This is a genomic window from Sphingobium sp. RSMS, assembly GCF_005406185.4.
Taxonomy (GTDB): domain Bacteria; phylum Pseudomonadota; class Alphaproteobacteria; order Sphingomonadales; family Sphingomonadaceae; genus Sphingobium; species Sphingobium fuliginis.
The window spans coordinates 2,459,218-2,485,407 of the sequence record NZ_CM191257.1; the positions used below are offsets into that span (position 1 = coordinate 2,459,218).

The following is a 26,190-nucleotide window of genomic DNA, read 5'->3' on the forward strand; positions in this document are numbered from 1 at the left end:
GGCCCCGCCTTTCGGCCACAACAATGAGGAAAGGCCGACTGCAGGACGCGCGGCAGCTTGAGATGCCGCCTGCGGCCGGGACGCGTGCGCATGAGCATGCATCAGGAAGCGATGCATTACCTCCAATGCATCAACCAGGTTCGGACGCGCGACGACATGGGGTCCGTCATGCGCGTGATTGCAGAGCAGCTGGGCTTTCAATATTTTGCCCTGACCCAGCATGTCGATGTGGTCGCTGCGGGCAGCGGCGTGATCCACATCCACAATTATCCCGACCGTTGGGCGGATTTCTATGCCGCGAACGCGCTGGGCATCACCGATCCCGTCCACAGGGCCTGCCATATGACCAGCTGGGGGTTTCGCTGGACACAGATGCCGACGCTCATACCACTGACGAGCGGCGACCACAGGCATCTCGCACGCGGAAGGCAGGCGGGGATCGGCGACGGTTTTACCATTCCCTCCAACATCGGTGGGCAGCCCCCAGGGTCCTGCACCTTCGCCAATGCGGGCGATCGCCCCCTGCGCGAGGACAGGCTCCTCCTGGCGCAACTGCTTGGCAATTATGCGTTCGACGCCGCCCGGCGACTCTGGTCGATGCCCCGGCAGGCCATGACCGCGCCGCTCATCACCGACCGGCAGCGCGACTGCGTGCAGTGGGCGGCGCGAGGCAAGAGCGACTGGGAGACCAGCCAGATATTGGACATCAGCAGGGAAACCGTGACGAGCCATATCAAGGAAGCCTGTGCACGCTACCAGGTCAACAAGCGGATATTGCTCGTCGGCCGGACGCTGGGTGACGGAACCCTGACGATCAGCGACATTGGCGGCTGGAGCCATCCCCATTTCTGGGAATAGCGGCGACTCAGCCTCCGAACCGACCCTTGATCGCCCAAGACCAAGGGAGCTTATCCATGTTGCATATTGTGAAAGAACCGTTCCGGCCGCTGCCGGACACCGTGTTGCGCGCCATGTTCGCGGCCCGCAAATCCGTCTTTGTCGATCTCCTCAAATGGCAGATTCCGGTTCTCGACGGCCGGTTCGAGGTCGACCAGTTTGACGATGAACATGCGCGCTACATCATCCTGTCCGAACCCGACGGCACCCATCTCGCCTCGGCGAGGCTGCTGCCGACCCAGCGCCCCCATATTCTCGACAGCTTCTACGCCAGATTATGTGACGCGCCACCGCCGCGCGGCGGGGACATTTTCGAGATCACCCGCTTCTGCCTCGACCGGAACCTGCGGGCGGCCGAACGGCGGGTGGTCCGCAACCGCCTGGTGACCGCGATCGCGGAGCATGCGCTGGAGAACCGCATCAGCCGCTATGTCGCCATCGCCGAGATGAACTGGTTCCAGCAGATCCTGGCCTTTGGCTGGCAATGCCGGCCCTTGGGCGCGCCGCAATGGCATGAGGGCTCGCTGCTCGTCGCGTTGGAGATAGAGATGCGCGCGGACACGCTCGACCGGCTCGCTGAGGCCGGGATCTATGATCAGGCACCGATGGCAGCGTGAGACGGGAGACGCGATCATGACCGAACCCCTTCCTACCAGTGCGTCGCGCCTGATCGAGCAATTGTTCGACCAGGGCTGGTCCGTCCTACCGCACGCCTTGCCCGAAGGCGTCATCGCCGCGCTGGACACAGACCTATCGTCCTCTTTTGCGGAGACGCCCTTCTGCCAGGGACCATTTTATGGCGAGACGACCAAGCGCTTCGGACGGCTGCTGACGCGGTCGCCCCATGCAGAAGCACTGGTGCGGCATCCGCTCATCACCCGGATCGCCCGGCAGATTCTTAGCCCCTGGTGCGACTGCATCCAGCTCAATGTCGGGCAGGCCATCGCCATCCACCCCGGCGCGCCGGCGCAGGCACCCCATCGCGACCAGGATATGTGGCAAGCGCCCAAGGGAGAGATCGAATATCTGGTCAATATCATCTGGCCATTGACGCCCTTCACCGCCGATAATGGCGCGACGCTGGTCTGGCCGCGCAGCCACGGCGCCCAGGCGCTCATGCCCGGTCCAGTCACAGATCCGATCGCGGTCGGGATGGAGCCCGGCTCTGCCCTCATCCTGCTGGGATCAACCCTGCACGGTGCCGGCGCGAACCGGACCGCTGCGGTGCGGCGCGCGATCGTCACGGGCTATAGTCTGGGATGGCTCAAACCCTATGAAAATCCCTGGCTTGCCTATCCGCCCGCAGTCGCACGCCGATTTTCTCCTGAACTGGCCGCGCTCGCCGGCTATCGCCAGCACCGCCCCAATCTCGGCAATTTCGAGGGACAGTGTCCCTCGGTCCTGCTGACTGGCGCGCCTGATCGCCCGCTGGCCGCCATCGATGCGCTGCGGCCGGACCAGCAGGACATGGTGGCGGCCTTTGCGGCGCGGCAAAGCTGAATCAGGATGAACGCCGGTCCAACCTCCGAGCGGGTTCAGCATAGCCTGAGGCGCCTCATCATGGAACGGGGCTATCGTCCCGGATCCCGTCTCGATCCCGCGGAGCTTTCCGCAATCCTGGCATCGAGCACGACACCGATCCGGGAGGCGCTCAGCCATCTGGCGGGCGAGGGTCTCGTCGAAGCGCGAAGCGGCGGGGGCTTCCTTGTGCCGCTGATCGACGAGCCGGGCCTCAAGGATCTCTACGCCTGGTCGGGCGACATCGTCCAGCTCGCCCTGCGTAGCGCCCGCCTTTCGCTGCTGCGATCGATCGAACTCGACCCGGATTCCGCATCGGGCGCGGACCGGGCCGCGCACCTCCTTCACCGAATCGCGAGCGCCTCCAGCAATCGCGAACATGGCGAAGCGATGGAACGCACCAACGCCCGCCTTCATGTCGCGCGTATCGGCGAAGAAGACATTCTGGGCGACACTGGGGAAGAATTGCAGGCGCTGGCGCACAGCGCGCGCGCCGGTGACATCGGGCTGCTGCGCAGGACCTCATCGACCTATCATCTGCGCCGCCAGCGCGCAGCGGCAAAACTGCTTCGCGGCATCTATCGAGACGAATAACAGGCGGGACATTCCGCCTGCGACTTGTCGAAGAGCAATATCCATTCCTCCCGATCATTCCATATATTCGCGATATCGGATCCGTATAAATTTCGGATAGGGCCGTCCGCTTCCTACCCTCCATGGTGCTGCAAATAGTCGCAGCAAAGCCAAGGAGTGAATATCATGGAACGTGACAATGACGTGATCGAACTCGGCGCGGTCAGCGTGGAAACCAAGGGCCCCGGCGGCATCACCGGCGATGTCGGGCTTGGTGAAAATAATTTCGGCCTTTCCGACGACTGAAGCGATGGCGCGCAGCTTCGCGGCTGCGCGCCTCGTCAGTTCGAGACACAGAATGAGCGGCTATACACTGCGCGATGGTCTGAGCTTCTGCCGGACCGAGGGACAGGTCATTTTCCTCGATCTCCATGCCGATCGCTATTTCGGCCTGCGGCCAGCGCTGGACCAAGCGTTCAGATCCCTCATCGACGCCAACCACATCGATGCCCGGCAGTGCAACGCCTTGCTGGAAGCGGGCATCATCATCCGGTCGCCGGTCGGTATCAGGCCCGCCCCCTGCCCGCGCTCGCATGCATCCGAGGCCAGGCTGCCCATTGCGAAGCCGCGCCTGTCACCAGCCGATCTCGCAAGCGCCCTGACCCGCCGGTTCTGGTGGCGCGCGAGACTGAGACAATTGCCCTTCTCGCGGAACATCCGCTCGATCGAACGGCGAAAGCTTGGCGTGACCCCACGGACGGCCCCGACCGACCGGCTTGCCCATATTGATCAGGCCTATCGCCGGGCCGCCATGATTGTCTCCGCCCGTGACCAGTGCCTCCCCACCGCGCTGTCGCTCGCGTCATGGCTGATCGCGCTCGGCATCCGACCGGATCTCGTCCTGGGCGTCAAGCTCAACCCCTTCCAGGCCCATAGCTGGGTCGAGGTCGACGGCATGGTCGTCGCCGATGATCCCGATCAGGTCCGTCCCTTCTGCCCGATCAGGATCATCTGATGGAGAGATTTGTCGCCATATTCGCGCCGAAACCGGAACGCAGTCCTATCGCGCCGCCGATCCGGAGCGCGATTTCTCGCGCCGAGGCGCTGTCGGTCATGATCGACCGGGACGATATGCTGGTCGCAAGCGGCGGCGGACAAGTCCGGCATCTGGGCGATGATATCGGCATGGTCATCGGCCCCATTTTCGCGACCGGCAAGAGCGATCCGGCGACCCCGCCCTCGGATGTCGCGTCCAGCGGCGATCCGTCAGATCTCCATCGCTTCAGCCAGGACTATTGGGGTAATTTCGTCGCGATCCTGCGCGATCGCGCGGCAGGCATTCATGTTCTGCGTTCAGCCTTCGGGCGCCTGCCCTGCTTCCATGCGGTGCAGGGCGATCAGCTTATTCTCGCTTCCGACATGGCCCTGCTGTCGCTTGGCGGATGGAAATCCCGTGGGGTCGAATGGTCCGCCATATTGCGCCGCCTGGCGCTCAGGGACATTCCCTCGCCCTCCACCTGCCTCATAGACGTGAAGGAACTGCGGGGCGGCTCCTGTCTCCATCTCACCCCAGAAGGGCTGAGCGTCACGCAGACATGGAACCCATGGGACCGGGCTGGCAGGCACCATTGGATCGACGACCGGGACGAGGCCGCGCGCATGATCCGGCGCGCGGTATCGACCGCGACCCGCGCCAGCATCATAGGGACCAAGCAGGCCCTGCTCATGCTGTCGGGCGGGATAGACTCCTCCGTGCTGGCCGCCGCGCTCGGCACTCATGGCTGCCCCTTTACCTGTTTCAATCTCGCCAGCCGCGGCGCGATCGGCGATGAACGCCATTATGCCCGGATGGTCGCATCCCATCTGGGCGCGCCGACCATCGAAGCGCAATGGGATGCTGGCATGGTCGACGTCAGCCGTTCCCATACCCAGGATCAACCCAATCCCCTCGCCCGCAGCTTCATGCAGGGCACCTCCCGCCTGCTCCATGAGGCGGTCGGGGCAAGCGGAGCCGATCTCACCATCGATGGCGGCGGTGGGGACAATGTCTTCTTTTCCTTGCGGTCCATCGCGCCGGCGACCGACGCTTTCCTGCGCGGACGGAGCCTGGGTGAAGGCTGGTCTACCGCCAAGTCGATCGCGGCCATGGCCGATGTGAGCACGATTACGGTGCTTGGCCGGGCAGTGTCACGCGCGTTCCGCCGGTCGCCGGCCTATCGCTGGCGGCCTATGACCCAATTTCTGTCCCCGCAGGTCATAGGCGACGCAGCTCTCGTGCCACGCCATCCCTGGCTGGAGCCGCCCCGCGGCAGCGAAACAGGGACGGCCGCCCATATCGCGCTCATCACCGCCGCCCAGGGCTGGGCGGAAGGCAATGATATCGGGAGTCCGGTGCGCCATGTGACGCCACTCGCCTCGCAACCCGTCGTGGAAGCATGCCTGCGGATACCGAACTGGTGGTGGTTCAGACAAGGGCAGAATAGGATCGTGGCACGGGATGCCTTTCGCGACCGCTTGCCCGCAGCCATCGTCGACCGCAGGACGAAGGGCACGCCCGACAGCTATATCGCGGAAATCTTCACCGCGAACCGCTCCGTCATCCGCGCCATGCTGCTCGACGGACATCTGCGCCGGGCCGGACTGCTTGACCTTCCCCTGCTCGAACATGCCCTGGACGGCGAGGGTTACGTCCAGGGCACGACCTATCACCGCATCATGCATCTTGCGGACGTCGAGGCATGGGTAGCGGGACAGAACCAGGACTAGGGAGGAAAGGGGTGCTTTTGGCGTAGCCTCTCCCAGATCGCATATTGCTCCGCCTTGCGCGGATCGGGATCTTTCTTGTCCTGAAGCCAGTAGAGGAACCAGTCGATATTGCGTTCGTAGATCGCCAGCCGGTGCAGCGGCTGCCATTTATTATGAAATTCATCGGGGAAGACATACATGTCGACCGGCTTGCCCTGTTCGCGCAAGGCAGCGAAGACGTCGATCGCCGTCAGATATTCCCGATCCGCCAGCTGCATGAGCAATGGCGTATCGATCGACGCGGCATTGCGGATCATCGAACCGGGCTCCCAATAGTCCCGATCGTCGGATGTGGCGGGCGGAAAACCCTGCGACCGCATCTTCCGGGCAAAGGCCGGGCCGATGGTGGCGTTCACGGTCCAGGGTTCAAGACAGCAGGTGCTAATCGCGGCGGCGGCAAAGCGGCGGCTGTTGATGAGGGCAAAGCCGACCGTGCTCGATCCATCGCTCAAACCGGTGATGCCGATGCGATCCGAATCGGCGATCCCCATGTCGATGACGCGCTGCACCCCGGTCATGACCGAAGATTGCATGCTGCGCCTCTCCCCCCAATCCCGGTCATTCTCGGCCAGCAGCTTCTGCCAGTCCTTGTTGAGCGGGTTGATCGCCCCGACATGGGGCGGGCGGTCCAGGCTGAGAACCGCAAAGCCTTTTGCCGCGAACAGATGGATCGGATATTCATTGCCGGTCGCGCCCCGCAGAAATCCGTTGCTGCGATAGGTCGTCACGATCATGGGCAGCCTCTCTCGCCCATCATAATCGGGCGGCAGGGCAAGATCGCCGGCGACTTCCAGGCCCAGGTCGTTCCGCCATTCCAGCCGCTCGACCCTGCCGAACCGGATGGATCGATATTCGGGATTGGGATCGTAGAGCAGATCGGTACGTCCGTCTCCCGGATCGATCCGCACGATCCGCGGCGGCACGCTCGCGCTTTGGCGCAAGCAGACAAGGTCCCCACCTGCGAGCTCACAACCGCTGATGACGTCGCTCGTAACAAATATTCTCCGTGGCGGGCCGGAGCCAGGCCGCCAGCGATAGAGCGCCGTCGACCGGTCATTCCAGCCCTCGCGGCGCAGGAAGAGCAAGGGGCCATCATGGGACATCCACCAAAGCCCGGCAAACTTGCCGCGACAGGCCTCACCCGGACAGGGGATTTTCACGCCAGCCGCAGAGGACATGGCCAGCGCCCATGGGCTGGCCGGATTGGCGGTGACATGCTCCGTCTGGACAAAGCGCCCATCATCGGCCCTCGCCGAAAGCGGAAGGATTGCATAGCCGATCGGATCGGGGCCCAGCAGCGCCCGGTCACCTTCTTCGCAGGGCCGGGCCTCTCCCCCGCCCGGACCGACGCGAAACAGGGACAGGGCTGTCGTGGCGAGCGGCATGGGCTTGTCGCCCATCATCGGCACATAGCGATCATCATAACGAAAGCCGGTCACGGCCTCGCGCGCCAATGCGGTCCGCTCCGCCATCTGTCCGGTCCGGCTCGCATAGATGAGCGACCTGCCATCAGGCCCCCAGGCAAATTGCTCCACATCGACGGGAGAATGGGTGACGGCCCGGGCGGGACCGGCATCGGCACGCACTGTCCAGAGTTGGGTGACACCCTTGTCCCGCCGCAGGAAGGCGATCCACCGGCCATCGGGCGACCAGGACGGCGCGAGCAGGATGGGAAATCCCGTCGGCAGGATGACCCCGCGATAATCGCCGGTCCCACCAATAAACTCTCCGCCCTGATCGAGGAGCCGCGGCTTCGCGGATGGCTTCACATCCATCACCGCAAGGCCGATGCAATAGCTATTGGTCGATGCCTCCGCCCGGATCAGGATGAAGGCGAGCTGTCTGCCGTCCGGGGAAAGTCCGAGCGGGCTCTTATTGCCAAGAAGGGCGCCATCGCCCCGCCCGATGTCGCGCACGCCGAGCAGGTCCTGCGCCGTGATGGCGCGTCGCTTCGTCATGGGCGCAGGGACCGACAGCAGGTCGCTGCAATCCGCCGTCGCCGTGGAAGGCAAGGCGAGAAGTCCAACGCCCGCGGCCAGCAGCGCGATCGATGTCCTGTCCATGACGCTCACCATTTCTTGACCAGTTCGAGCGCGATGAAGCGGCCGACCGCTGAATAGTTGGTCGAGTCATAGGGCGTGTCATAATAGAGGCTGGTCGCGACGACCGAAGGCAAGGCATTGAGAATATTCTGGACCGAGAGGCCAAGCTCGACGCCGCGCAGCAGCCCCCCTTCCTCGCCAAAGCGGTAACGGGCACTGATATCGATCGTCGTCATGCCGTCAATATGCAGAGCCGGGGTGGAGCGCACATCCTTGACGCCGCCGATCGTGCTGAGCGTGGCCGCGGTGCGGAAGCCGCCCTTGCTCCAGCCGATCATGCCCCTGCCGCGCCAGTGCGGCGGGTTGAACAATCGTCCCGCCAGTTGCTCGACCGGACCGTCCGCCAGAAGCTGCTGCTCGCTGTCGAGATAGGTGAGATTGGCCGACATCTCGATGTTCCCATCGGAAAGGCCGGTCCTGTAGGCAAGCTGGGCATCGATGCCCCTGATAGTCTGACGCCCGGCATTGATATTGGCGCGATTAATGATCACGGCGACCTTTGCCGGATCATAGGGCACGCCCGCCCCGTTGAGAAACTGGCTCGCATGGGCGATCGCCGCTGCAAGCTGCTCGGGCGTCGGCGCGTAGGTGATCTGCCTGGCGTAGATCGGATTGACGAGCGCCAGCGCTGACGTCGGGATCGGGTTCACGATGCGGTCGACATAGCGGGTTTGGAAATAGCTGAGCTCGAAGGACGCGCCCGGAAGGGCGGGCGGACGCAGCGCCATGGTGGCCGACCAGCTGCGCGCCTTTTCCGGCTTGAGGTCGCTATTGCCCCCGGCGATCAGCAATGCGGTGGTCCCGGCGGGATAGCCCTTCCCCCCGAATGTCGTGATTGGATATAGGATCGCCTGTTCGATCGAATAAAGCTGGATGAAGCTTGGCGCCCGGAAGGATCGGCCCCAGCTCGCCTTGATGTCGAGGAAATCAGCCGGCGCGTAGATCATGCCGAATTTGGGTGTCACGACATCGGCAAGGCCGCGATAGCGCTCATAGCGAAGCGCGGCGCTGAGACTGAGGCTGCGCATCAGCGGCAAGGCCTGCCCGGGCCCAATGAGCGGGAAGCTGGCCTCGCCAAAGGCATAGACGCTGTCCTGCGACGGCCTGGCGTTGTTGATATTGCCCACGCCCCTGAAGATTGCGAAGTCATTCGCCCGGATACCGGCCCCTATGGCCAGCTTGGCGTCACCGCCTGGCAAGGCGAACAAGGGGCCGTCACCCGCGATCTCGCCGGTGATCGTCCGGTTATTATAGCGCCCAAAGGCCCGGCTCAAAAACCGATCGTTTATGAAGGTATCACCCTGAAAATAAGTGCGCCCCTTGCCGAAACTACCCGACAGGCTGAGCTGCCACTGCCCCAACGAGAGCCGCGCCGCTCCCGAAAAGGCCAGCGTATAGCTGTCAAAGCTCTGGGTGATCCGGCTGACCGACAGATTGGCGGCTCCGCTCGTGGGATAGGAAAATTCACCGGTCCGCTGGTTGTAGAGGCCGTCCAGTTCGATGGTCAGATTGTCACTGATGTCCTGATGGATGCTTCCCGCAACCGCATGGCGACGACTGGCCGGCAGCAGGGTCAGGTCCGGCCTGATCCGGCCATATTTGCGCTGCTTCGTCATGAGCGCAGTGTTCCGGCCATATTCATAGGTCAGGAAACCGCCGCCGCCGTTCCAGCGGCTACCCGCCAGCACGCCATATTGCTGCTGGAAATTCCCGCCATCGGGCGATCCGCCGATGCGAGCCCGGGTTTCAACGCCATCATAGTCGCGCCTCAGGATCACGTTGACGACGCCGCCGACCGCGTCCGATCCGTAAATGGCCGAGGCGCCGTCCGCCACCACCTCAATCCGATCGACCGCTGCAAGCGGAATAGCGGAAATGTCGACGCCCTGCCGGGCCGAGTCATAGGGCACACGGCGACCGTTGAGCACGGTCAGCGTCGCGTCGCTTCCCAGGCCGCGCAGATTGACCGAGGACCCGCCGCCGACATTGCCGCCCGTGCTGGACGGCACGTTGAAACCGACGCCCGGATTCTGCCCGCCACCAAAGCTTTGTGGCAGGCTGCGCGCGACATCGCCAAGATCGGCAAGGCCGCTGTCCCTGACGGCCCTGTTGTCGAGAACCATCACGGGCGAGGGGATCGGCGCGCCGCGGATGCGGCTGCCCGTGACCAGGAGGCTTGCGCCCTCGCCGCTTTCCCCGTCCTGCCCGGACCCGCGTCCTTTCCGGATAATGATAGTGCCCTCGATCCGCGTCCAGACAAGACCGGTTCCGGCAAGCAGTCGATCCAGGGCTGCCTCCACCGTGAACGCGCCCTGCAGGGCTGGGCCATTCACCCCCTCGACAACGTCCGCATCGACAAGGATTGTCTGCCCGGAGCGCAGGGCCAGTTCACGAATCGACGCACCAAGCGGCTGAGCGGGCAACACCATTGCGATGCTGGAAGAATGCTGGGCAAGCGCCGCCGGGGCGCTGACCGCGAGCGCAGCGGTGACGATACTGCCGGACAGATATAGAGCGGATAATGAAAATCGAGACATTTGGCCTTCTCCCCCTTGCCGCCAGTGGGCGGGACAGTGGGGAGACGCCGGCTTGCTAAAACACCCGACAGATTTTTTTACATATTCGATCCCGCCCGCTTGGGCGGCGCCACCAGCAGGATCGTGGCGCGGTCGGGCCGCTCCACCTTGAGATGGAAACTGGCCGCGACAGCGCGCGCGAACCCTTCCGGATCGCGAACCCTAAATGCACCCGTCACGCGCAGCGGCATGGCAAAGGGCTCGGCCAGCCGGATCTGTATCCTGTTGTAGCGGTTGATCGCTGCCACCGCCTCGGCAAGGGACGTCGCATCGAGCGCCAGCATGCCCGATACCCATCGCGCCTCCACCGCCGATACGGCCTGCCCGGTCCTATGCCCATCAAGCGCGACGCTCTGTCCCGGTCCAAACGTCCTTGTCTCTGCACTGGCATCGGATCGGTGCAATTCCACTGACCCATCGATAACGGTAACCAAGGGATGCGCACCGATCAGGCTGACGTCGAACATCGTGCCATGGGCGACAATTTCGCCACCCGGGACCCGCACACGGAAGACGCGCCTCTCATCCCCAGCGACCTCGAAACGCGCCCGCCCCCGGTCGAGGTCGAGCCGCCGTTCGCTGCCGGACAATTGCACGCGAAGCCGCGAGGCCGTGTCGAGGATGACGGTTGATCCGTCCGCAAGGCTGATCGTCCGGATCTCGCCCACTGCCGTTTCATAGACGGCCGCCTCAGCCGCCGTGGAAATGCCCAAGGGGCCACCGGGCCGCAGGAGGCTGACCGACGCCACCCCCAGCAGAACGGCGGCGCCAAGTCCGGCAGCCGCGATATGCGTCTTCTGCCGCATCCAGAATGGCGCGCGCGGGAGCGAGCGGTTCCGGCCGACATGCCGTTCCTGGAGCAGCGTGCCGAGCTGCCAATTGCGCTTAATCAGGTCATAGGCGATGCGATGCCGGGGATCCGCATCGATCCAGAGCGCAAAATCGCGCTCCAATGCCGGATCGGATTGTCCGGCACGCCGCGCCAGCCATTTTTCGGCGGCTTCATGGATGGATTGGGGAATCTCTGTCCCGCCGGACTCAGTCATGCGCCCGCAAATGCCGTCCAAGCTGCCTGATCGCCCTGCTCATCTGCTTCTCGACCCCTCGCACGCTCAATCCGGTCCGTTCGGCAATCTCGGCATAGCTATAGCCATCAAGACGGCAAGCCAGAAATATCTCGCGGGTCAACGGCTTCAATCGCAGCACGGCCTCCTCGATCCGGACGAGCCGGTCGCGCGCCTCCAGCGCGGCGACGGGATCGCCACCCGAAAGCGCCAGATCCTCGATCGGAACATGATGATGCGCACAACAGCGCTCTGCTACCCTGGCCTCATCGCGCAGCACATTGCGCGCCGCCTGGCGGAGATAGGCTCCGGGTGCCCGGATCGCTCGACCATCATGGTCCGAACTTCCAGCCATGCGGCTGAAAACCTGCTGGATGACATCTTCCGCCTTGTCATGCCCCGTCCGTCGCGAGAGGAAACGCAGCAGCGAGGGCCGCTCTTCCCGATACAGGCTTGCCAGCGGGTCCGGCGAGAAAGCCGCACGATCATGCTCCGGCGGCAGGGGATCACCCTCATCCAGCGGCAGGCGCGCCATTTCCGAAGCGGGCCGTATCATGGCCTGCTCCTGCTATTTGTTCTCGCTTGCGATCCCATCCGCCGCTCCCTCGCACAAGACGAGGTTGCGCCGGATAAAACCGGGCGTTGAGCCGCGCTTGAGAACGCGTGTCGATGCCTTTGGCCATAAATGGCTTGGACATAACATCGACCACCCGGCCGCTTCCGCGACGAGTCTATCCTTCCCAAGCGAGGGGCTCAAACCTCGGCGCCTTCCAACGAAAACGCCACGATACATTATCGTAATGTCAAGTCGGTGCAACAGGTTAGAGAAAGATCGAAATCAGCTTTGTTCCACCCCGTCCGCATCGCCCTTGGTTGAGATGGGCACCTCTGACACGCCCTAAGTTCATGTGCGAGGACAGACCGGCCGTCCATGTCGAGCATCGGCCGGGGCAGCGGTCCCACTATCGGCGCATATAAGTCCGATCCGGGCCGATCCGGGCCGATCTGGACCATTTCCTTGCAGGCCGCCGAAAAGCGATAGTCATTGATGGCAGCGGATCGCTTCTGCATCCCCGGCGTGGCGCTGGCCCGCAGCCATAGGACATCGTCATGAACAGGCCAACGCCCGATGAAGAACTACAAGACCCGGCATCAACTGTTCCTGCCCGAGGATATGAGCAGGCCGCTTGAGTATCTGGCGACAAGTTCGGGTCGGGGAAGGTCGGAAATCCTGGTCGATGCCTGTTTCAACCTGCGACAGGCGCCAAGCTCTTTGCCCAGTGGCCGAAGAGCTTGCAAATGATGCCCGAACTTCCACCATTCAAGAACACGGAGCTTCCAAACCCCGGCATGCTCGAGCTGATCGCCCTGTGCATATACCGCCGGACGCCGCGCCGCACACTCAAAGGCGCAGCGCGCCAGCAAGCCCTCGGTGGAACGATACGGGCGACGGCAGCTAAAGGGGCTTCTCCATGTCGACAAGACGTCGCCTAACCAAGTCACGCGGCCAAGCCGATGCGATAACGCTGCATGGGGCACCGGCGGCTGGCGAAACGCCGACGGCAACTCTCCTAACCCCGCGTGACATCTTGTCGCGGCTGAACATGCACAGCACCGATCCCGCAAAATGGATGCGCCGGACCTTCGTGAAACATGGCGTGCCCTACATCCATGCGTGCGGAAAGACGCGCGCGACAGAGTCACAATATCAGCTGCTGCTGGAGAAGATCACATGCTCTCCTTCCGTACCCGTGGGAAGAACCGGGTTTACCATATTCGAGGAACCATCGCGCTCGGCAACAAACGGATCATCGTCAAGGAGTTTAGTACAGGAACGAGTGACCGCGATGCTGCGGCGCACCTGATGGCGGAACATGAAACGAAGCTGCGGCACCGGCTGATGTTCGGTCCGGCCGCGATCGTGGCGCAAGGCAGAATAGCCGACGCTTTTGAAAGCTACCTGAGCAAGGCGAAGCCGCCTTGCCCGTCCGATGTCCTGCGCATCGGCAAGCTCAACGGGTTGATCGGCGACTTCAGCCTGCGCGAGCCCAAACAGGCATGGGAACATTTTCGTCGCGCCTATCTGACCGGCCATGACCCGGCGGGCCAGGATCGCTATCGCTCAGTGTTCCAGGCCGCGATCAATGTCTATCATGAGTTGCACGACCTTCCGCCCCTGCGGATCAAGGCGATCCCGTTCAACAATGAACGGGTGCGCTTCCTCAGCAAGGAAGACCGCGACCGGCTGATAGCGGCCTACTCACCGCATATTCAGCCGATCATCACCCTGCTCGCCTTCCATGGCCCACGCATCCAGACCGCGTTACAGTTGCCCTGGGGCGTGAACGGCGTCGATATGAAGGAGGGCTCGATCCGACTCAATCACACCAAGAATGCGATCATCCGATCCGTACCGATGCATCCACGTGTCATGGACGTGCTGCGCCCGATCTGGGAAAAGCAAGGTCAGCCGACGACGGGGCATGTCTTCCTCAATCGGTTCGGCAAACCCTATCAGGACACGCGCAAGGCGAAGATTCCCGGCGGCAATCCGATCAAGAACCAGCACGCCACCGCCTGCAAGCGCGCAGGGGTAGAGGATTTCACCGTCCATGACTGGCGCCACCATTGGGCGTCTCACTGCGTCATGGCCGGGATCGACCTCATCACCATCATGAACATGGGCGGCTGGAAGTCGCTGCGCATGGTCCAGCGCTATTCCAGCGTCAGTGTCGACCACATGCGCGAATCGATCAATAGGTTGAGCTGAACCGCCTCCCACAGATTGTTGCGCACGATCTGGGCCCGCAACTCTGTCGTCGCCTTGATCTCCCATGGCGGGCGCATTTTTCTACATGGAAACGGGTTCAGCGCCGAACGTGAATGTCGGCCACATCCCTGCCAGAAGGACGAAACTTCCGGCTCGAACCGCGCGAAGCCGGACGCATGGTCCCCAGCTTCGCGCTTGCATCAAGGCTGAGGCCCAGGGTCATTCTTGCAGCCATAGACGATCACTCTCGCCCCTCTCTTGAATTGTTCATAATCATTCTGATCGAAGTTCAGGACGTGAACATCGGTAAAACCGAAATGACGCATCAGAAACACCAGACCGTTCAACGAAGGAATAAGCGCTATATCGGTGGAGCCGCCTTCACGGGACGTGGGATAGTCAGGAGAGATCGCAAACACGCCTTCCACGCTGCGCATCCAATTATAGGAGCCGTCTTCAATCGGCCCACGGATGTCGTAGGGCATGATCTGCGTCTCGATCAGAATATGTTTGCGGCTCAGTTGAGAGCTCAAGCGCAGGACGTGCAGCGGATTCTCGACATGATAGAGCAGGCCATATAGCAGAACGAAATCAGCCTTCTCTTCCTCCTCCAGGGTCGCCTTCTGCAGGTCCACCTGGCCGAATTCAACATTCCGGGCGTCCTTCACCCTCGCAATCAGGCGCGCCGCGTCAATGCTCTCCTCGCGGATTTCCATTCCCTTCACCGCCGCGAAATGACGCGCCAGTTCCAGACTGAAAAACCCCTCATGCGAGGCCAGATCGATCGCGAGGGTCCGATCCAGCGGTGGCACTCGCTGCTCGATCACCTCCCGCAACTTGTTGAGACGGGTCTTGTGGATGACCGCCACAGCGGGGGGAATGTCACATTCAGTCCGGCTGCCGTCGGGCAGATCGAATTCATAGAACCATTTTCTGCCCTTAACCTCTTCGAGGTCGGTCATGCTATTCTCCCTATTGTCCTGATGCGATCCATGGGGGGCGAAGGGCGCCGGGGCGTCCCTCCCTTCGGCCCAGGCGATGAAGCCGGAAATGTCGCCGCTGAGGAGCCGATGCAGGCCGGCATCGATCCGGTCCTTCGGCCAGTTCCACCAGGCGATCGACAACAGGGCCTCGACCTCCGCCGGAGGAAAGCGCATCCGGATCAGCTTCGCGGGGTTGCCGCCGACAATGGCATAGGGCGGGACATCGCGGGTGACCATCGCTCCTGCCGCGATGATGGCGCCATCGCCGATCACGACACCCGACAATATGGTGCTGCCGGCGCCGATCCAGACGTCGCTGCCGATCACCACATCGCCGTTGGTCGAGGGATGTCCCGCTATCTCCGCCGCGACAGGCCAGTCATCAAGGACGCTGAAGGGGTAGGTTGTGACCCAGTCGGCGCGATGATTGCCGCCCAGAAACAGCGTCACGTCATCGGCTATCGAGCAGAAGCGGCCGACCTTCAGCTTCGCCGCCTCTCCCCACCATCGCACGGCGGGGACGCCATAGCTGAACTCCCCGACCTGCGATCCTGTCGCGGCGATCAGATCCGCCAATGCGTCCCGCGTAAAGACAACCATTCCGCTCAGCCCCCACGCGACCAGCCACGACGAAAGAAATTTTGCTCGGCCATCGAGAAAAACGCCGCCGAGCCTGCCTCCCTCTATCGGCAAGCACGGGCCGACGCCATATGCTTCATCAGCCTGCCCACATTCATCGGCATCCGTGCGCAGGGTATCGCAAGCTGTTGCAACGCCCCACAAAAACTGGCCCGATCAATGGCCCGGCCACACAGGCGGGATGGCAGGCAATGTCGGGGATGATCGATTACGCAGCGAAGGGAGCCGAAGAGAAATGGTCGAGCGGCCGGTCTATGGTTGCGCGGGCAAGGGACGACGCGCCTCTTCCGACCGTGGCGCAATTGTCCGCATCAACAAACGCTATGCAGCACGCCGCATCCTTTGTACGGGCGCCTCAGGTGCTATCGTCAATGGGGGAAGTGGCAAATGGTGGGCAACGGGCAGGCGTTCGAACGCAGCTTCGAAGTGGGGAACTGGACGGGCGGTGATATCTGCGTCGACCTGCCCCGCTCCGCATGCCTGCTGCTTCAACCGACTCCTTCGGCCAATCAGATCAGCCTGGAGTTTCACAGCCTCGACCGCGACACCTACCGATATTTTCCATTTCTTGTGCAGGTAATGGTGAATGGAACCCTCGCGCATTGTTTCGAGGTTGAACAAGAATGGGAGACGCATCGAATCGACCTGACCGTTCCTACTGTCGGACGCGGTCCATTGCGCGTCGAAATCCTGTCCGAGGTCGGGGCCCGGAATTCCGGTCCCGACAGCCAGGAAGCGGTGCTCCGCCTCGTGAAGATGCGTTGCGGCCTTGGCCCCGTGTCCCGACGGTCGGGATTTTCGTCTAGGTCCGCTGCTCTTCCCACCCGTGGTTTTTTCGACGCACCCGAGGCCCAGCCGATCTTCGTCATCGGTTCCTACCGATCGGGCACCAGCATTGCCACCTGGGCGCTGGGTCAGCATCCCAACATCACGCCGCTCGAAGAGAGCAACTGGCTGACGATGCTCTATCTGAGCGCGGTGTCCGCCTACGAGATGGCGCAGAAAGACCAGGGTTCGGCGCCGGACATCTATAATCTCGACAAGGCCGATTTTCTGCGTTGGCAGGGCTGGTCGATCGACCATCTGCATCGCTCTATGAGCGAGAGGCGGATTCGCGAAGTCGATACCATGCGCATCGGCCGGATGGACGAGGGTTATGATCACCGCTTTGCCCTGCGCCGGTCGCCTTCCGCGCCCAAGAAGCGGTGGGTCGATGGAACGCCGGAAAATACGGGAATGGCTCTGGGCCTCGCGCGCATGTTCGAGCGCGCGCAGTTCATCTTCATGCTGCGCGATCCCCGGCAGGTGATCCGGTCCCTGATGAAGCACTCCAACGCTGGCGGCGTCGATCAATCGGCAGCAGAGGCAGTACGGATATGGGAAACCATGTCCAAAAACGGTTATGAAGCGCTTGAGCGGCTTGGGCCTGCCCGGGTGATGTTGACCCCGTTCGACCTGCTTCAGAAAGATCCCGCCCGACTGGTTCGCCAATGGTTCGATTTCCTGGATGAGCCCGGTTACGCGCAGGCCGCCCGGACGATGGGAAAGACCATCAACAGTTCGGGGGATACGAGCCCATTGGGTGACAACATTCTCGAGCGGGAGGAATGGTCTCGTCTCGACACGCTTTATCGGGGAATGTTGGCAGGAGAGCCGATGGACAGACTCCCCTGGACTGACGCGGTCTGGCCTTTCGAAGAGCGCGAGCGCCATTTCACGACGCAGTTAAAGGCTTGCATTGGCGGCTGAGTAGAGGCACGCGAGCTGGATCGGCGGTTGCTACCCCGCGAAGGGATATTCCGCGCGCGTTGCTCGAAAAATGGCAAATGATCGCATTTTTTGGCATCGTGGGTGAGATTGCAACCAAACGGACCAGTGCTTTACCAGACGGGGATTTATGAATTCGAGCTTGCAGGTCGGCGTAATCGGAACATGCTTGTCCAATCTTCCCGCCGTCTTCCTGATGAGCGACTTTGGTTGCCCTCGACTGAACAACGCTGCAGTGTCGCGAAGCGATCACTTTATCGATACGGTGATCGAGGGCAATCGTCCCTTGGCTGAATTCGAGACGATGCGCCGTTATCTCGATTTGCCCGAAGATGATGGCAACGACAGTCACCGCTTTCTCCTGGAAAACTATCGCGAGACGGCCGGACTGACGGAGATCGACCGGACCAACCCGAGTCTCTATGAGAATCTGATTGCACGGCGGTTCGATCTTATTTTGATGGATAATCTGTCCGACGGTTATAATCGCCTGTTTCTGACGGATGTCCACGGCCAGGAGACTCGTTTTCATTTTCCAATAGATCTGGCGGGACCGAATTGCCAGATTTGGGATCAGATCCGGCGATTCGAGCACCGGGAAGTGCCTTGCATGAGCGCGGAGCAATCTGCCTCCAACTGGCTGCGCATTATCGACTGGGTGAAGGAAATCCATCCGGATACACCTATCATTTTCAGCCTGCCCTTCTCCTGCACCAGTGAAGACGCTCCGGAGCGCAAAGCCTTTTTCGACGAATTCAACGCGATTTTCCCAGCGGCGGTGGCAGATCGCGGCATCGCGTTGCTACCAAGCCTCAATCCGGACCGGTCGCTGTGGAAGCTGCCTGACTGGAAGCATTTCGACATGCGCATCTACAAGGGCATTGCCGGCCTGCATTTCACCCAGATGCAGAGCGGATGGAAGGAACTGGCGCTGGGCGCTGGACAGGCCATAAAGAAGGAAGTCCGCTTGATGCCCTGGCGGCCGCTACCCGGCTTGCGCAGCTTGCTCGCCAATACGCTAGCGGTCAGCGAAGCTGCCATCACGGAAGAAAGCTGCGTCGATCGCACGGAAAATTGGGACAGCCTCAAGCAGGTCGAGGTGATGACGGCCATCGAAGCCGCTTACGGCATCCAGGCAACGTTCGACGAGGCGATGGAAGCCAACAGCGTCTCTGCGATCCGGCAAGTGCTTGCCCAGCGAGGCATTGCGGCAGCGGACGACGAAGCCGCGGTATCGAACATCTTCCATGATGTGGTGAACCGAGCCTATGCGGCGCCTGATGCGCTCTATGGCCGCTTCATCAAGGAGGGCGCCAAGCATGATATCAGCTATGGCGACATGCTGCGGCAAATCGCGGCGGTTCATCATGCATTGGCAGGGGTCCCTTCCGGCGGAATCGTGGCGATCGTCCTGGGGCATTCCCCTCACATCTATTCCGGCTTCATCGGATCGGTTCTGGGTGGATGGGTGCCGACGATGCTTCCCCCGCTGACGCGAAAGCAGGATCCCGAAGTCTTCCGGAAAGAGATCGGCGTGCTATTCGGCCGCGTTCAACCGGCGGCAGTGATAACAAGCGGCGTCTATGCCGGGTTGATCCCTTCCGACACAGGGGCACAGATCATTCTAGTCGAAGCGCTTCAGGACCTCAGCTACACGCAGGCGAAGAATATTCTGGGCTCTACCACGCCCCTTCAGCAGAAGGGGGCGCTCGCCTTTCTTCAGCATAGCTCCGGCACGACCGGTCACAAGAAGGGGGTCATGCTCACGCATGATCAGGTCTATCACCAAGCCCGAACCTATGCCCAGGCAATCAAAATGCAGACCGGCGACGTCGTTGCCAGCTGGCTGCCGCTCTACCATGACATGGGCCTGCTGACGAGTTTCATCATTCCCACCATTATCGGTTGCCCGATCATCAGCATGGATGCGCTGGAATGGGTGGCCAATCCCACCATGCTGCTTGACGAGATCGAGGAAGAGAAGGCTGCTTATTGCTGGATGCCCAATTTCGCGTTTCACCATGTTGCTCGCGCTGGAGACCGGAACCGGACATGGGATCTGTCGAGCATTAAGGCGATCATCAGTTGTTCCGAGCCTTGCCGTGCTGCCGCCTTCACGGAATTTTCCGGTCGGTTCGCATCCATGGGCGTGGACATAACGAAGCTCGGCACCAGCTATGCAATGGCTGAAAACGTCTTTGCCGTGACACAAAGCCGAATCGGCAAGCCGGTTTCAAAAGCGGCTGGTGAAATTGACAGCTATCTGTCGTCGGGACCACCGCTTTCCGATGTTCAAGTGGAAATCCGCATCGATGGACAGCCTCAATCCGAGGGTGTCATGGGCGCGATCTGGCTGCGGTCCCCATCCATGTTCAGCGGATATCTGAACCTGCCCGAATTGACCCGGGAGCGGATCGTCGATGGTTGGTACGACACCAAAGACCTCGGCATGATGCAGGATGGCGAACTGACGGTAGTGGGTCGCACCGACGACCTCATCATCATCAGCGGCAAAAATGTCGTCGCCCATGAATTGGAAGATCAATTAAACGCGGTGCCGGGGATCGCCCCGGGGCGGGTACTGGTCGCGTCCAACTATGACGAAGCGTCCGCCCTCACCGAATTGATCGTGCTCGCCGAACCGGTCGAGGACGGGGTCGATGCAGGGCATGTCGAGGCCGCCATCCGCGATCTGACGTTCACCCTTTCGGGCGTATCCCCGCGCAAGGTACGGCTCCTTCCGCGAGGTTTCCTCATCAAATCCACGTCCGGCAAAATTTCGCGAAGCAAGAGTCTGGAAAAATTCAACGCGCAGTTCGAGATCAGCAAAGCCGTTTGAGGCAGGAGGGGACGCCGTTTTCGCGTTCCTCTCCCCAACAATGGGGCTGTGCAAGTTCGGACAAAGAGCACGCGATTACAACTGACGCGAGACCTTATCCGACCAACGAGATGCGCGTCGAAATTAGCCTGATCCCGTCCTGAATGATTTCGGGCGCGCATCGGTTGGGCAGATCCGGCCAGCGCGCATCCAGCGCGCCGCAAAGTTCATCGCGCATCTGCTTGATGACCGCATCATCGGTACCGCTCCTATCCATCGTCGCAAGGCAGCTTGCATCCCCGGGCGTCAACGGCATTTCGAGCAGGTCCGACGGCAGGAAATCGGCGACGCCCATCCGCAGCCCTATGACGGGAGCAGCGATGGTGCCTGGGATCGGTAAGTCCATGTCCAGCATGGCTTCCCAATTCAGGCCCGCCAGGCTGATCCCGCCGCCCTCCGATTCGGCCGGGCCGGTCAGGCCGATGGTGAAGGAGGATTGCAGGCCGTCCACATATTCCCGCAAAGCGTGACGATAGAGCGGGTTCCGCAGCAGAAAACCGTAAATCTCCTTCGACAGTTCAGGATCGCCATGCTGAAGCCCGGGATTAACGGAGAAGAACGCCTCCGCACAGGGCGATGTCTGCCGGAAGGGGGAAAAGAACAGGATCTGTTCGGTATTGAGCAAGCAGTGGTTACGCACATACCATAGATCATGATGGGCGATCGATCGCAGATCCCTCGCTCTCCCCGCAAACATCATGTCGTTGACGAAGAAGGGCTGGAACAGATTGACCCCGGTCACCAACAGCCTGCTGAACAGAGGAGAGCCCTTGCCGACCGGACGCTGGGCGGTGATGCGCCGGGTCACATCCTCTATGTCGAAGTCGAGCGCGACCTTGTCCGTGCGGCTTTTGAGCACCCAGTTGTCGGGATGAATGCGCGACAAGCCGTAGTGGAGGTTCTTGGCCTGGTGCAAGGTATAGCCGAAGGACTTGATCAGCGGCTCCTCGGACAGCACCACGTCGATGCCCTCGGCCGCCATGGCCTGCAAGAGGTCGCGATGCGCACCAAGATCGCTGGTCCAGCCGGAAAAAACGATCTCGACGACCGCCCCCCGCCGCCGCCATTCCAGGTAGCGTTCCAGATCCCGTTCGAAGCCCGCACGGTCTCGTAACTGGCCGCAAATCAGCAGCGACACCCTGTCCATCGCATCCCCCAATGAAAAATCCGTCAGCCGACCGGCGCCGCGTCCGTCAATTGCTCAGCGAATTTTCTAGGCTGAGGATCGGGAAGATCGACGAGGAAATAAGATTGACGAATTTCTGGATGTCGGCGATCGGCGCGGTCGAGACATAGAGAATGTCCTTGTCGCGCATCGGGAAGTTACGCGCGGCGAAGAAGGTGGCGGGATCGCGCAGATTGACCCGATAGATGACGGGCACGCGGCCATCCGCACCCAGGCTCACGCGCACTGGCCCGCTCGCCGTGTCGCGCACCGGATTGGCGGGATCAAGGCCCAGCAGCCGCAGATCCTCCATGCGGAAGATGAAGGCGCCCGAAGGATTGGCCCTCTGCTCGTCCAGGCCACCCGAGCGGCCCAGCGCTTCGGCCAGGGTCACCCCCGTCGCCTCGAACGGCACCTCCTTGTTCTGCCCGGTTGCGCCCAGCACAGTGAAGCTGAGCGGCTGATAATAAGCGGTGACGACATCGCCAGGCGCCAGCATGACATTTTCCAGCGGATTGCGGATCACCGTTTCCAGCGGCATCGACGCAACCGTGCCGCTGCGGCTCAGTTGAACCGTCATCTTGTTGACGGGCTCGCGCGTGCCGCCGGCCTGGGCCAGGGCGTCAAGGATGCGCTCACCCTTTGCGGTCAGTTCCACCATGCCGCTCTTGGCGACTTCGCCGACCACCGTCGCCGTCCGGGTGGCGTTGCGGGAAAAGGCAACGTCGACCTGCGGCAGATGCGCCTTGCCGCGCAAGCGGCGGACGATTTCCTGCGCCACCTCCTGCGTGGAGCGGCCGGCGGCCTCTATCCGGCCGGCGAAGGGGACGGTGATGAAGCCATCGTCATTGACCACCTGATCGGGCATCGAGCTGGACCGGGCGGTGGTGGAATTGCCCGCCTGGGACAATGCCGACATATTGTCGGAATAGCTGCGCCCGCCGAGGCTCGACGAGCCGAACAGCGCAGCGGGCGGCGCTTCCCAGATCGTGATCGCAAGCGTATCGCCGCGCCCGATCACCGTTCCCACGGGCCGCGCCCCCCCCATGGTGTCGGCGAAAGTGGGCGTGCCGCTGACCGACTGGGCGCGGTTGGCAATATCCATCGTCAGGTCGAGAAGATAGGCGGGCGCGCCGCCCTTTTGCTGGCCAACCCGCTCAATCGCATGCGTGGACGGTCCTGCCCCGCCCATGGCGCTGCAGGCCGAAAGGGTCGCGCAGACACCGGCGAGCACAATCGGTAAGATCGTACGGCGACGCAGAACGGCAGCCGGGCAAAACGTCTGGTTCAAATGAAACTTCCCTTAATTTCGGCGCCGTTACGACCGATCTGGCACGTTCAGCAATATCGCAATCAATGCCGCGTTGTTAGCTGCTCGCGATCCCCAGTGAAAGCCCCGATCACGATAAGCGCGCAAAGAGATTGGCGATCCGAGCCTGATACTGTTCGGGTGAAAATCGCCCTGCCTGCTCCAGGCCCTCGCGTTCTCTGTCCCGACGGCCATCGGGATCACCATCGATCAGACGGATTGCTTGACTGATCGAGTCGATCGACTGCGGGTCCACCAGCAGGCCAGCCTTGCCAACAATTTCAGGCAAGGCGGACACATCCGAGGCGACGACCGCGGTGCCCAGCGCCATAGATTCCAGCACCGGCAGGCCAAAGCCTTCATAGAGACTGGGAAACAGCGTCGCGCGCGCGCGCCGGATCAGTTCCACCAGTGCCTTACGCGGGAGATAATCCTGAAGGATGACCCCCGACAGCGGATCTCGCGCCAGTGCCTCGAGCCTCCGGCGCTCGGCTTCGCACCCCCATCCGCCGGCCGCGACGACGAGCAACGGCGTGTTCACGCCACTGCGCAGATAGGCGTCCAGCAGGCGACCCACGTTCTTCTTCGGTTCGATCGCGCCGAAGAAGAGAAAATAGCCCTTGTCCACCAGTTTCCATCGATCGAGCACAGGATCCGGTGGAAGCGTCGCCGTATCCGCAGGATCGAACGGCTGATAGCTGTTGGTGACCTGCTCTTCGGCCACATCGAACATGGCGATGATGTCGCGGCGGGAACATTCCGATACGGTAACGATGTGCTCACCCCGGCGCGCAATGGCTGCACAGATATTGCGATATTCCTCGACGCCATTCTTCACCATCGCCGGGAAGAGCAGCGGCACGAGATCGTGGATGGTGTAGATATTGCGGGCGCCGCGCACGAACAGAGGCAAGGGATAGGTCCAGTGCGCGATATCGATGCCGGGGATGTGGACGGGTGTGAACCGACCGGTCCGCCGGAAGGCGCCCTTGGCGGCGCGGAACAAGCGGGACCGGTTCCACACCGCATCCACGGGGGGATAGCGGTCGCGTTCCACGGCCAGAACTCCATCTGCGCGCGCGGGGTGAAATCCCAGCGGCGCTCTCACAAAATCGGCGATCTTCCGCAACTCTCGGCCCAGCGGGGTCAGACTTCTGGATGCCTGCGATGTCTCCTCGCCGAACAGCAGATGCGACTCATGACCCAGACCGCGCACGGCTCTTAGGAATGCACGGCCGTAGGTGGCGACTCCCGTGCCATGCGGCAACGCCATATTGTAACCGTCGGTGATGATCTTCATGCCGCCCCTATAAACCTCTTACGCATGGACCGGGGGCATGCGCGCCTGCAGGTCGCAAGACAGGCCGTTCTATAGCGCAGCCTACAACGTCCTGACCAGACAGATGGTAATCGGTAGCCGCGCGAATATAAGGAGTAGCGCGGCGATCTAACGGCGGCTATCCGATTGTTTCTCTCTTTTGTTGGGACAGACAGGCGCCAGTGCAGATTCAACGCTTCAACATCCCGGATGTCGTTCATTTCGAACCCAGGAAATTCGGCGACCATCGCGGCTATTTCTCGGAAATATTTCGGCAGGACTGGTTCATCGAGAATATCGGCCAATATGATCTGGTTCAGGAAAACCAGTCGCTCAGCGCCACGGCCGGCACAGTGCGCGGCTTGCATTTCCAGACCGCTCCGTTCGTACAGGGCAAGCTGGTGCGCTGCCTGTCGGGTGCGCTGATCGACACCATCGTCGACATCCGCCACGGGTCGCCGACGTTCGGACAGTGGATGAGCGTGGAACTGACGGCAGAGCGGGGCAACCAGCTCTGGGTCCCCCCGGGCTTTGCCCATGGTTTCTGCACGCTCCGGTCCGACACCATATTATGTTACAAGGTCACCGCCTATTACAGCGCAGAAAATGACGAGGGCCTCGCCTGGGACGATCCCGCGATCGGCATAGACTGGCCCACGATCGCCGATCCGCACCTGCTTTCGGCCAAGGACAAGGCTCAGCCCAAGCTGGCGGAGCTGCCCGCCTATTTCACCTATGGAGCCTGTTGATCAGATGCGCGTCATTGTTACGGGGGGAGCAGGGTTCATCGGCTCGGCTGTGGTTCGTCACCTGGTGCTTGAACGGGGCTATGAGGTTCTGAATTTCGACAAGCTGACCTATGCCGGCTACCTGCCCTCGCTGCGCGAGGTGGAAGGAAGCGGCCTCTATCGCTTCGTTCAGGCCGATATCTGCGACACGGCAGCCGTAACGAAGGCGATCGGTGATTTCCGCCCCCACCGCATCATGCATCTGGCGGCCGAAAGCCATGTCGACCGCTCCATCACCGGCGCCGCCGATTTCGTCCGGACCAACGTCCTGGGCACCTTCACCATGCTGGAAGGCGCGCGCGCCTATTGGAACAATCTTCCCGAACCGGATCGGTCCGCCTTTCGCTTCCTCCATGTTTCGACCGACGAGGTCTACGGCTCACTGGGCGAACAGGGGCTGTTCGAGGAAAGCACCCCCTACGACCCCAGTTCCCCCTATTCCGCTTCCAAGGCGTCTTCGGATCATCTGGCCAAGGCGTGGGAGCGGACTTACGGCCTGCCGGTCGTGGTCTCCAACTGCTCGAACAATTACGGGCCCTATCATTTTCCCGAAAAGCTCATTCCGCTCACCATCCTGAACGCCCTCGCGCGCAAGCCCCTGCCGGTCTATGGCAAGGGCGAGAATGTCCGCGACTGGCTGTTCGTGGACGACCATGCCCGCGCACTCGATCTTATCGCGGAACAGGGACGTCCAGGCGAGACCTACAATGTCGGCGGCCGCAACGAGCGGCGGAACATCGATGTGGTCAAAACGATCTGCGCTATCCTGGATGAGTTGCAGCCGGTCGACACACCATATGGCGACCTGATCAGCTTCGTGACGGATCGGCCGGGCCACGATGCGCGCTATGCAATTGACGCGACCAAACTGGAAACCGAGCTGGGCTGGAAGGCGCTTGAGAATTTCGACAGCGGCATCCGGAAGACGGTAAGATGGTATCTCGCCAACGACTGGTGGTGGCGCCCTTTGCGCGACCGCTATGACGGCGAGCGCCTTGGCACCATCACCCCAACCGCGACAGAGGTGCAACCATGATC

General features: G+C 61.9%; 20 protein-coding genes. 12 read left to right on the forward strand and 8 right to left on the reverse strand.

Annotation, left to right across the window (positions count from 1 at the left end; all coding sequences use genetic code 11):
* Positions 1 to 90 precede the first annotated feature (90 nt).
* The 7 genes from EGM87_RS11890 to EGM87_RS11920 all read left to right on the forward strand — a co-directional run bounded on the left by EGM87_RS11890 (position 91) and on the right by EGM87_RS11920 (position 5,754).
* Positions 91 to 858, forward strand: a complete 768-nt coding sequence (locus EGM87_RS11890; protein ID WP_253719067.1) for a LuxR family transcriptional regulator — start codon at positions 91 to 93, stop codon at positions 856 to 858.
* Between the two features lie 56 nt (positions 859 to 914).
* Complete coding sequence (locus tag EGM87_RS11895; RefSeq protein WP_137710287.1) at positions 915 to 1,514, forward strand: acyl-homoserine-lactone synthase; 600 nt, start codon at positions 915 to 917, stop codon at positions 1,512 to 1,514.
* A gap of 16 nt (positions 1,515 to 1,530) precedes the next feature.
* Positions 1,531 to 2,397, forward strand: coding sequence for a phytanoyl-CoA dioxygenase family protein (locus EGM87_RS11900; protein WP_253719068.1), 867 nt, complete (start codon positions 1,531 to 1,533; stop codon positions 2,395 to 2,397).
* A 6-nt stretch (positions 2,398 to 2,403) separates the two neighbouring features.
* On the forward strand, positions 2,404 to 3,009 hold the full coding sequence (locus tag EGM87_RS11905) for a GntR family transcriptional regulator (RefSeq protein ID WP_137710285.1): 606 nt from the start codon (positions 2,404 to 2,406) through the stop codon (positions 3,007 to 3,009).
* Positions 3,010 to 3,174: 165 nt separating this feature from the next.
* Positions 3,175 to 3,294 carry a benenodin family lasso peptide gene (locus EGM87_RS11910; protein WP_126516753.1) on the forward strand — a complete coding sequence of 40 codons (120 nt, stop codon included), beginning with the start codon at positions 3,175 to 3,177 and terminating at the stop codon, positions 3,292 to 3,294.
* A 52-nt stretch (positions 3,295 to 3,346) separates the two neighbouring features.
* Positions 3,347 to 4,003, forward strand: coding sequence for a lasso peptide biosynthesis B2 protein (locus tag EGM87_RS11915; protein WP_171010071.1), 657 nt, complete (start codon positions 3,347 to 3,349; stop codon positions 4,001 to 4,003).
* The gene (locus EGM87_RS11920; protein ID WP_137710283.1) at positions 4,003 to 5,754 is read left to right on the forward strand and encodes an asparagine synthase-related protein; all 1,752 of its coding nucleotides are present in this window, start codon (positions 4,003 to 4,005) and stop codon (positions 5,752 to 5,754) included. Before EGM87_RS11915 ends, EGM87_RS11920 begins: the two co-directional genes overlap by 1 nt.
* Here EGM87_RS11920 and EGM87_RS11925 read toward each other — a convergent pair.
* From EGM87_RS11925 to EGM87_RS11940, 4 genes are all read right to left on the reverse strand, one after another.
* Positions 5,751 to 7,856: an Atxe2 family lasso peptide isopeptidase gene (locus tag EGM87_RS11925; protein WP_253719069.1), complete on the reverse strand. Its 2,106-nt coding sequence runs from the start codon at positions 7,854 to 7,856 to the stop codon at positions 5,751 to 5,753. The genes EGM87_RS11920 and EGM87_RS11925 overlap by 4 nt on opposite strands.
* A 5-nt stretch (positions 7,857 to 7,861) precedes the next feature.
* Complete coding sequence (locus EGM87_RS11930; RefSeq protein WP_137710281.1) at positions 7,862 to 10,432, reverse strand: TonB-dependent receptor; 2,571 nt, start codon at positions 10,430 to 10,432, stop codon at positions 7,862 to 7,864.
* Between the two features lie 77 nt (positions 10,433 to 10,509).
* Positions 10,510 to 11,517 (reverse strand): FecR family protein, encoded by a 1,008-nt coding sequence (locus EGM87_RS11935; protein ID WP_137710280.1) that lies wholly within the window; start codon positions 11,515 to 11,517, stop codon positions 10,510 to 10,512.
* Positions 11,510 to 12,091 (reverse strand): RNA polymerase sigma factor, encoded by a 582-nt coding sequence (locus tag EGM87_RS11940; RefSeq protein WP_137710279.1) that lies wholly within the window; start codon positions 12,089 to 12,091, stop codon positions 11,510 to 11,512. Before EGM87_RS11940 ends, EGM87_RS11935 begins: the two co-directional genes overlap by 8 nt.
* Positions 12,092 to 13,162: 1,071 nt before the next feature.
* On the opposite strand from EGM87_RS11940, the gene EGM87_RS11945 reads away from it, so the two are divergent.
* Entirely contained in the window at positions 13,163 to 14,305 is a 1,143-nt protein-coding gene (locus EGM87_RS11945; RefSeq protein WP_253719070.1) for a tyrosine-type recombinase/integrase, read from the forward strand.
* A 200-nt stretch (positions 14,306 to 14,505) separates the two neighbouring features.
* On the opposite strand, the gene EGM87_RS11950 is transcribed toward EGM87_RS11945, so the two are convergent.
* The gene (locus EGM87_RS11950; RefSeq protein WP_137710278.1) at positions 14,506 to 15,888 is read right to left on the reverse strand and encodes a methyltransferase domain-containing protein; all 1,383 of its coding nucleotides are present in this window, start codon (positions 15,886 to 15,888) and stop codon (positions 14,506 to 14,508) included.
* 426 nt (positions 15,889 to 16,314) lie between these two features.
* Here EGM87_RS11950 and EGM87_RS11955 point away from each other — a divergent pair, with 426 nt between their 5' ends.
* The gene (locus EGM87_RS11955) at positions 16,315 to 17,676 is read left to right on the forward strand and encodes a sulfotransferase family protein (protein ID WP_137710277.1); all 1,362 of its coding nucleotides are present in this window, start codon (positions 16,315 to 16,317) and stop codon (positions 17,674 to 17,676) included.
* 187 nt (positions 17,677 to 17,863) lie between these two features.
* Positions 17,864 to 20,533, forward strand: a complete 2,670-nt coding sequence (locus tag EGM87_RS11960; protein ID WP_171010070.1) for an AMP-binding protein — start codon at positions 17,864 to 17,866, stop codon at positions 20,531 to 20,533.
* A 94-nt stretch (positions 20,534 to 20,627) separates the two neighbouring features.
* Here the strand turns inward: EGM87_RS11960 and EGM87_RS11965 are convergent, their stop codons facing one another.
* From EGM87_RS11965 to EGM87_RS11975, 3 genes are all read right to left on the reverse strand, one after another.
* Entirely contained in the window at positions 20,628 to 21,719 is a 1,092-nt protein-coding gene (locus EGM87_RS11965; RefSeq protein ID WP_137710275.1) for a hypothetical protein, read from the reverse strand.
* Between the two features lie 46 nt (positions 21,720 to 21,765).
* A complete protein-coding gene (locus EGM87_RS11970; RefSeq protein ID WP_253719071.1) occupies positions 21,766 to 23,028 on the reverse strand; it encodes a polysaccharide biosynthesis/export family protein in 1,263 nt (420 codons plus the stop codon).
* A gap of 109 nt (positions 23,029 to 23,137) precedes the next feature.
* Positions 23,138 to 24,346 carry a glycosyltransferase family 4 protein gene (locus EGM87_RS11975; protein ID WP_137710273.1) on the reverse strand — a complete coding sequence of 403 codons (1,209 nt, stop codon included), beginning with the start codon at positions 24,344 to 24,346 and terminating at the stop codon, positions 23,138 to 23,140.
* 200 nt (positions 24,347 to 24,546) lie between these two features.
* Between EGM87_RS11975 and rfbC the strand changes: the two genes are divergently transcribed.
* Together rfbC and rfbB are read left to right on the forward strand one after the other, a co-directional pair.
* Positions 24,547 to 25,113: a dTDP-4-dehydrorhamnose 3,5-epimerase gene (gene rfbC / locus EGM87_RS11980; RefSeq protein ID WP_137710272.1), complete on the forward strand. Its 567-nt coding sequence runs from the start codon at positions 24,547 to 24,549 to the stop codon at positions 25,111 to 25,113.
* A gap of 4 nt (positions 25,114 to 25,117) precedes the next feature.
* Positions 25,118 to 26,188 carry a dTDP-glucose 4,6-dehydratase gene (rfbB, locus tag EGM87_RS11985; RefSeq protein WP_137710271.1) on the forward strand — a complete coding sequence of 357 codons (1,071 nt, stop codon included), beginning with the start codon at positions 25,118 to 25,120 and terminating at the stop codon, positions 26,186 to 26,188.
* The last annotated feature ends 2 nt before the right edge of the window (positions 26,189 to 26,190 follow it).

Coding starts and splice junctions, on each gene's coding strand:
- EGM87_RS11940 (WP_137710279.1), bottom strand. CDS start 12,091: ATGATACGGCCCGCTTCGGAAATGGCGCGCCTGCCGCTGGATGAGGGT.
- EGM87_RS11920 (WP_137710283.1), top strand. CDS start 4,003: ATGGAGAGATTTGTCGCCATATTCGCGCCGAAACCGGAACGCAGTCCT.
- EGM87_RS11955 (WP_137710277.1), top strand. CDS start 16,315: ATGGTGGGCAACGGGCAGGCGTTCGAACGCAGCTTCGAAGTGGGGAAC.
- EGM87_RS11925 (WP_253719069.1), bottom strand. CDS start 7,856: ATGGACAGGACATCGATCGCGCTGCTGGCCGCGGGCGTTGGACTTCTC.
- EGM87_RS11945 (WP_253719070.1), top strand. CDS start 13,163: ATGGATGCGCCGGACCTTCGTGAAACATGGCGTGCCCTACATCCATGC.
- rfbB (WP_137710271.1), top strand. CDS start 25,118: ATGCGCGTCATTGTTACGGGGGGAGCAGGGTTCATCGGCTCGGCTGTG.
- EGM87_RS11910 (WP_126516753.1), top strand. CDS start 3,175: ATGGAACGTGACAATGACGTGATCGAACTCGGCGCGGTCAGCGTGGAA.
- EGM87_RS11905 (WP_137710285.1), top strand. CDS start 2,404: ATGAACGCCGGTCCAACCTCCGAGCGGGTTCAGCATAGCCTGAGGCGC.
- EGM87_RS11950 (WP_137710278.1), bottom strand. CDS start 15,888: ATGGTTGTCTTTACGCGGGACGCATTGGCGGATCTGATCGCCGCGACA.
- EGM87_RS11930 (WP_137710281.1), bottom strand. CDS start 10,432: ATGTCTCGATTTTCATTATCCGCTCTATATCTGTCCGGCAGTATCGTC.
- EGM87_RS11935 (WP_137710280.1), bottom strand. CDS start 11,517: ATGACTGAGTCCGGCGGGACAGAGATTCCCCAATCCATCCATGAAGCC.
- EGM87_RS11900 (WP_253719068.1), top strand. CDS start 1,531: ATGACCGAACCCCTTCCTACCAGTGCGTCGCGCCTGATCGAGCAATTG.
- EGM87_RS11890 (WP_253719067.1), top strand. CDS start 91: ATGAGCATGCATCAGGAAGCGATGCATTACCTCCAATGCATCAACCAG.
- EGM87_RS11915 (WP_171010071.1), top strand. CDS start 3,347: ATGAGCGGCTATACACTGCGCGATGGTCTGAGCTTCTGCCGGACCGAG.
- EGM87_RS11895 (WP_137710287.1), top strand. CDS start 915: ATGTTGCATATTGTGAAAGAACCGTTCCGGCCGCTGCCGGACACCGTG.
- EGM87_RS11965 (WP_137710275.1), bottom strand. CDS start 21,719: ATGGACAGGGTGTCGCTGCTGATTTGCGGCCAGTTACGAGACCGTGCG.
- EGM87_RS11975 (WP_137710273.1), bottom strand. CDS start 24,346: ATGAAGATCATCACCGACGGTTACAATATGGCGTTGCCGCATGGCACG.